Source organism: Ferroglobus sp., assembly GCF_015521575.1.
Classification (GTDB): domain Archaea; phylum Halobacteriota; class Archaeoglobi; order Archaeoglobales; family Archaeoglobaceae; genus Ferroglobus.
In genome coordinates, this window is the sequence record NZ_WANY01000215.1 from 1 (window position 1) to 6,068 (window position 6,068).

At 43.4% G+C, this 6,068-nt stretch carries 7 protein-coding genes; 4 read left to right on the forward strand and 3 right to left on the reverse strand.

The genetic code is table 11. The annotated features are described in order from the left end of the window. Both F7C14_RS08600 and F7C14_RS08605 read left to right on the forward strand, forming a co-directional pair. The coding region (locus tag F7C14_RS08600; RefSeq protein WP_290901864.1) for an aminotransferase class I/II-fold pyridoxal phosphate-dependent enzyme at positions 1 to 561 on the forward strand (561 nt) is incomplete at its 5' end. Further along, on the forward strand, positions 558 to 1,535 hold the full coding sequence (locus tag F7C14_RS08605; protein WP_290901867.1) for an ion channel: 978 nt from the start codon (positions 558 to 560) through the stop codon (positions 1,533 to 1,535). The genes F7C14_RS08600 and F7C14_RS08605, both read left to right, overlap by 4 nt. Here the strand turns inward: F7C14_RS08605 and F7C14_RS08610 are convergent. Then, positions 1,522 to 2,625 (reverse strand): radical SAM protein, encoded by a 1,104-nt coding sequence (locus F7C14_RS08610; RefSeq protein ID WP_290901869.1) that lies wholly within the window; start codon positions 2,623 to 2,625, stop codon positions 1,522 to 1,524. The genes F7C14_RS08605 and F7C14_RS08610 overlap by 14 nt on opposite strands. Further along, positions 2,567 to 2,785 carry a hypothetical protein gene (locus tag F7C14_RS08615; RefSeq protein ID WP_290901871.1) on the reverse strand — a complete coding sequence of 73 codons (219 nt, stop codon included), beginning with the start codon at positions 2,783 to 2,785 and terminating at the stop codon, positions 2,567 to 2,569. The genes F7C14_RS08610 and F7C14_RS08615 overlap by 59 nt, the downstream gene beginning before the upstream one ends. A 159-nt stretch (positions 2,786 to 2,944) precedes the next feature. Between F7C14_RS08615 and F7C14_RS08620 the strand changes: the two genes are divergently transcribed. Both F7C14_RS08620 and ribA read left to right on the forward strand, forming a co-directional pair. After that, positions 2,945 to 3,130: a TFIIB-type zinc ribbon-containing protein gene (locus F7C14_RS08620; RefSeq protein ID WP_290901873.1), complete on the forward strand. Its 186-nt coding sequence runs from the start codon at positions 2,945 to 2,947 to the stop codon at positions 3,128 to 3,130. A 52-nt stretch (positions 3,131 to 3,182) separates the two neighbouring features. Beyond that, complete coding sequence (ribA, locus tag F7C14_RS08625) at positions 3,183 to 4,280, forward strand: GTP cyclohydrolase II (protein WP_290901875.1); 1,098 nt, start codon at positions 3,183 to 3,185, stop codon at positions 4,278 to 4,280. Here ribA and F7C14_RS08630 read toward each other — a convergent pair. Further along, on the reverse strand, positions 4,270 to 6,068 hold a 1,799-nt coding region (locus F7C14_RS08630), incomplete at its 5' end, for a DNA topoisomerase I (RefSeq protein WP_290901877.1). The genes ribA and F7C14_RS08630 overlap by 11 nt on opposite strands.

Here is a 6,068-nt window from a genome sequence, read left to right on the forward strand (position 1 = left end):
CCCCTCCACGTTGACGCAGCCTTTGGTGGACTCGTTTTACCATTTCTCGAAAGAAAAGTTCCCTTCGACTTTGAATTGGATGGAGTAACTTCCATAACCTTGGATCCCCACAAAATGGGAATGGCTACGATTCCTGCTGGAGGCATTCTCTTCAGAGACGAGAGCTTTTTGAAGCTGCTTGAAGTAGAAACTCCCTACCTAACGACGAAGCATCAGTTCACACTAACCGGAACCCGTCCGGGAACGGGAGTCGCTTCAAGTTACGCCGTGCTGAAAGGGCTCGGTTTCGAAGGAATGAAAAAGATAGTTGAAAAATGCATGGAAAACACGAAGTACCTCGTCGAAAAGATGAGAGAGATCGGCTACGAGCCTGTAATTGAGCCAATTATGAACGTCGTGGCTTTCAAAACGGAAAGGGCAGAAAAAATAAAGGAGGAGCTATATAGGAGAGGATGGGTCATCTCGACGATAAGAGAGCCAAAAGCTATAAGAATGGTAGTGATGCCCCACGTAACAAAGGAAATGATAGACGAGTTCGTTGAAGAGCTGAAAAGACTATGATAGTTCTGATCAAAATCCTAAAAAAGCTAACATCCGTTCTAAAGGAAAGAAAGGTTTTTGCCTACTCAGCCCTCTACATTCTTCTCCTCTGGACATTTTCCTCCCTTCTGTTTCACAAAGTCGAAGGAGTTTCCCTTTTTGACTCCCTTTACTGGGTTATAACAACCACCACGACAGTAGGTTACGGAGACATAACTCCGAAAACCGAAATTGGAAAAGTTTTATCAATTTTTGTTATGATAAGCGGGATAGGTGTCCTCGGAGTTATGCTCGCTTCAATGGCTGAAATTATGATCGAAAAAGGTTTAAAAAGAAGACCGAGGGTCTTTATGGAAGACCACGTTATTGCTCTGGGATGGAACGGCGTGATAGAGGTGGCTGTTAAAGAGCTTCTGAAGGAAGGAATAGAGGTTGCGGTTGTTGCAGATGTCGAAAGCATTCCAATAGAGCACGAAAACCTCGTTTTTATTAATGGAGACATAACCGACGAAGAAGTTCTTAAAAGAGCTGGAGTAGAAAAAGCCGCCTTTTCAATAATTTCCGGGAAAACCGACAACGAAACTCTCCTCTCAGCGATAGCCGTAAAAAAGATAAATAAAAATATAAGAGTCGCTTGCGTTGTATCAGATCCAAAAGTAAAGAGGGCTCTCGAAATGCTTGGAGTTGAACAAACAATATCATCAAACGAGTTCTCCGGACTGTTTCTTTGCAGATTCGTTTTCGCTCCGAGGATTTCCTCCGTCTTCAGCGAGCTTATGTCCACTGAGGGAATGGACATCTTCGAAAATAAGATTAGCGGATCTATGGGCAAGACGTTCGAGGAGGTAATGCTCGAAATGAAGGAAAAGCGGGATGCAATAGTTCTTGGTGTCGTAAGAGGGAACAAGGTGATGTTAAACCCCGAAAAGAGTTTGAGAATAACGGAGGGAGACGAGATTATCTACATAGCGAAAAACAGAATTACCGAGCTTTGAAAATCGCGCACATCACCGGATCTTCTCCGAAAATATCTCCGGAGTAGTGCAAAGCTCTGTATCTACAACCTCCTTTGCACTCCCTCACGAAGTCGCACTTGCACTTCAGCTCGGAAAGACTCCATATGTATTTCCTCCTAAGTTCTCTCCAAGCGTCTTCCAGATCGAAAACATCTCCAACAGTGTCTTCAAAAAATCCGCACTTTGTCACTTCTCCTTTCGGAGTGACTGAGGCGAGGTGAGTTCCGCACAAATATCCTTCCGCAGCTTCGTGAGCTTCACCAAAGCCGAGGGAGATCAGAGATGCCTTATCAAAATCTGGAACTATTTCCTCGCTGCAACTCGGAAAATCTATGTTCCAACTTTTAACTTTGAGAGATTCTACCAGATCTTTCATTCTCTCAAGTTCTTCCAAGTTGTACTTGGTTATCATAGTAGCAACGGAAACGTCAACCAGTTCCCTCAAAAGCTTTATTTTCTCTACAACAACTCGGTAATCCACACCTCTCAGCATTTTATGCCCATTCAACCCGTCCAAACTAATTTGAACCTCATCAACAAGTTTTGAAAGTTCTCTTGCCGTTCTTTCATCTATAAGCAATCCGTTCGTCAGGAGAACGATCCTGTACGGATACTTCCGAGCTATTCTAAGGAAATCAAATATTTTAGGGTGTGTCAGCGGTTCACCTCCGGTTACAATTAATTTTAACCCTCCCATTTCGTAGAAATTTCTGGCTAAAGATTCGAAAACTTCTTGATCCATAAAAACGTCTCTTTTTTCAACGTAGCAGTGTTCGCATTTTAAGTTGCAGTTGTAAGTCACGTGAACGAGCAAGTACCTTAAACTCGGAAATTCCTTCTGCTCCTTAAAATCCGGTAGCGAATTTCCGAAAAATCCCTCCCTCCTCAAGTATTCATAAAGCTCTTCCTCTATCTCAACCTCTTTTCCGTCAAGGGAAATAAAAAAGTTTAAAGCCTCCTCGTCCAGTTCGTAGAGGGAGTCGGTTTTTGCGTTGTAGGCGTAAGCTTTCTCAAACCTCCTCAGAAGTAGTCTTTTCGATAATTTTAATCGCTTCCTCAATTTCCTCAACGCTTAACCTCCCGCTTTCTACAAAAAATTTCAAAATTCTAAAAGCTCCGCACTCAAGTACCTCTTTCCCCGGCTTGTAAAACTGGCATACACGACAAATTATTTCCGGATTTTCAGCAAGTCGAAGCGCACTTGCAGATCCTTCTCTTTCTCCCCTCAACCTTCTTCACCTTCATTCTCTCACCTTATCAACATTTAATCGTTACATATTTAAATCTTTTTATTTATTTAAAATCATTTTGGTGTTAATTAGTAACATCCAATTGCTGTAAGGTAACATCGTCACAAAGTATATTAGCTTCGCTACCAATCTTCATTCATGAAAATTTTGGTTTGCCCGGTTTGTAATTCCACCGACATCGAATACGACGCTGGCGGTTACACGGGAAAGTACTATTGCAAGAGGTGCGGCTACGTGGGAAGCTACGTGCTCGAAATGACCGAAGGGGAGTACGAGGAGATGATTAAAGGAGAAGAAGAGCTGAAAAGAAGGAAAGTCGATTAACATTTTTGAGAAAAATCTCAAAAATTATATACCTCACCTCGAAGTGGGGAGTATGGGTTACATCATCTACAAAGACAACAGAGCTGCGATATGTTTTCCAGCCGAGGAAGTAGATAAAGAGAAAATCAACATGCTAATGAAAAACGGTGACGAGATAAGAATTGCCATGCCTTGGAGAATAATAGAAAGCCTTGGGCTTAATTCTTTTAAATTTGAAGGGAAGAACCTTATTTCCGTCGATTTCAACGGAGATTTAACAGCCTCTGGCAGGCTGAGAGCTATAAGGAAAATTCTTTCTGGCGAAATATACGATGCGAAATTCCCAGGGAAAATTTTCATTGAAGAGGTAAAGGAAAACGGAGTTCTCGAAAGACCCGGTTTTGGGGAAGCTGCCATAGACGTTGCGAAGATGAAAGGTTACTCACCAATATCCGTGTACGCTTTTCTGCTCAACCAAGAAGGAGAGTTTGCAGATAAGAACTACGCTTTGAAGTTTGCCGAAGAGAACGACTTCGAAGCTTTTTCGATGGAGGAACTCATCTCAAAGAGGCTTAAAGAGGAGAAAGCCGTAAAGAGGGTCGTGGAGACCAGACTTCCAACGAAGTTCTACGGAGAGTTTAAGGCGATAGGTTACGAAACTCCGATAGGGGAGGTTGTTGCCCTCGTGAGGGGAGAAAGTCTCGAAGAGTGTGTTGTGAGGATACACTCGGAATGCCTAACTGGAGACGTTTTTCACTCTTTAAGATGTGACTGCGGGGAGCAGCTTGAAAGAGCTCTGAAAAAGATAGATTCGGAAAATAAGGGCGTTTTGATCTACATGAAAGGTCACGAGGGGAGGGGAATAGGACTGATAAACAAGCTCATGGCTTACAAACTTCAAGATGAGGGGAAAGACACAGTAGAAGCGAACCTCGAACTCGGATTCCCGCCGGATATGAGAAGCTACGGGATTGCTGCCCAAATTCTAATGGATCTCGGAGTAAAGAAAGTTAGGCTCATGACGAACAACCCGGAAAAAATAGAGGAACTGAAAAACTACGGTTTCGACGTTGTTAGAGAACCAATAGAAATCGAACCCAGCGAAGAGAATTTGAAGTATCTGAAAGCGAAGAGGGAGAAACTCGGACACTTCCTTTGCATCAACGATTGACCCAGGAAAGGTAGCTGCAATAGGGGCAGAACTCCCAGCTTTTTCCTTTTTTAGGCTTTATCTTTACGAACTTCATTCCATGCTCTTTACAAGTTTTCGCTGTAACGTACAAAGAACCCTTCTGCGGAAGAGGTAGCGAGAACTTGCAATCCGGATAGTTACTGCAAGCTACAAACCTCCTCTTCGCCTTCTTCACAACGAGGTTTCCTCCGCACTCGGGACAACTTCCAACGATTTTGTCCTTGTTTATCCCCTCGCTTAAAATTTTAGACAGCTCTTCTCTATTTGCGCTTTCAAGAACCTTCCTCAGAAACTCGACGGATTCCTTAACGACGAACTTTGGATCTACTTTTCCCTCCTCAATCTTGTTCATGTCCTCTTCAAGTTTCGCAGTCATATCCGGCAAAGTTATCGGCTCGTACAGTTTTTTCAAAGCTTCCACAACAGAAAACGCTGTTTCGGTCGGCTTTACCGGATTCCCCCTCACGTATCCCCTGCTGTAAAGCTTCTTTATAATCTCGTGCCTCGTGGACTTAGTTCCGAGATTCAACTTTTCCATAAGCTTTATAAGAGAACTTGTGCTGTATCTTGAAGGAGGCTTCGTCTTCTTCTCGTGTAATTTCTTAGAGAGAAGTTTTAACCTCTCCCCAACCCTAAGTTTCGGAAGGAATACATCCTCCGCTTTGCTGTAGATGTATATAGCTCTCCACCCGCTTTTGATTAGCTCTTTTCCAGAAGCTACGAGTTTTTCTCCCCCAGAGATTATTTCGGCTTTCCTCACCATCCAAACAGCATCCGGAGCTAAGGTTGCCAAAAACCTCCTAACGACGAGTTCGTAAATAATCCACTCATCCTTACTCAACTCCTTTCTGTCAGCCAAAGCAGTAGGGTGAATGGGAGGATGGTCCTTCGTTTCCCTCTTACCCCTTGAAGGCTTCATGTCCTCAAGAGCGATCTTCGCTTCTTTAGCAAACTCCGAATCGAGAAACATCTTAACGAGTTTTTTGAGGTTGAGGGATGGAGGATAAACGGTGTTGTCCGTTCTGGGGTAGGAAATGTAACCGTTAATGTAAAGGTTTTCCGCTATCGCCATGGCTTTGTCTGGAGGCATGAACTTCGAAGCTTCCTTCAAAAATTCTGTGGTGTTAAAGGGTATCGGTTTTTTCTCAACCCTCTCTCTTTCTTCAAAGCTTTTAACGATTCCGTCTCCTATTTTTTCGTAAACTCTTTTTGCCTCCTCCTTATCCTTGAATCTCCTCGGAATCTTCGCTTCTACTCCTTTTTCGAATTTTGCCGATATCTCCCAGTAAGGTTCGGGCTTGAACTCCCTAATTTCCTTTTCCCTATCAACAATTATCCTTAAGGTGGGGGATTGAACTCTCCCAGCTGAAAGGAAATCTCTTCCGAGTCTTCCAGAGGAGAGAGAAATTAGCCTCGTTAGAACAGCACCCCAAAGCAAATCAATTATCTGTCTCGTTTCCGCAGCCTTTGCAAGATTTACGTTTATTCTTCCCGGAGAAGAGAAAGCCTTCCTAATCTCCTCGGGAGTTACTGCAGAGAACTTAACCCTATCAATCCTCACGTTGGGATTCACCCTCTTTATTATCTGAACAGCCTCAAGTCCTATGAGCTCTCCCTCCCTATCGTAATCCGTGGCGATAGTCACCCTGTCAGATTCCTTGGCGAGTTCCTCAAGCAGCTTGACTATCGACTTTTCCTTGACAACCCTAATTATCCTCGCGTTCAAGAGAGAAGTCAATTCCACTCTCTTCCAGTCGTTGTATTCGG

Coding starts and splice junctions, on each gene's coding strand:
- F7C14_RS08605 (WP_290901867.1), top strand. CDS start 558: ATGATAGTTCTGATCAAAATCCTAAAAAAGCTAACATCCGTTCTAAAG.
- F7C14_RS08620 (WP_290901873.1), top strand. CDS start 2,945: ATGAAAATTTTGGTTTGCCCGGTTTGTAATTCCACCGACATCGAATAC.
- ribA (WP_290901875.1), top strand. CDS start 3,183: ATGGGTTACATCATCTACAAAGACAACAGAGCTGCGATATGTTTTCCA.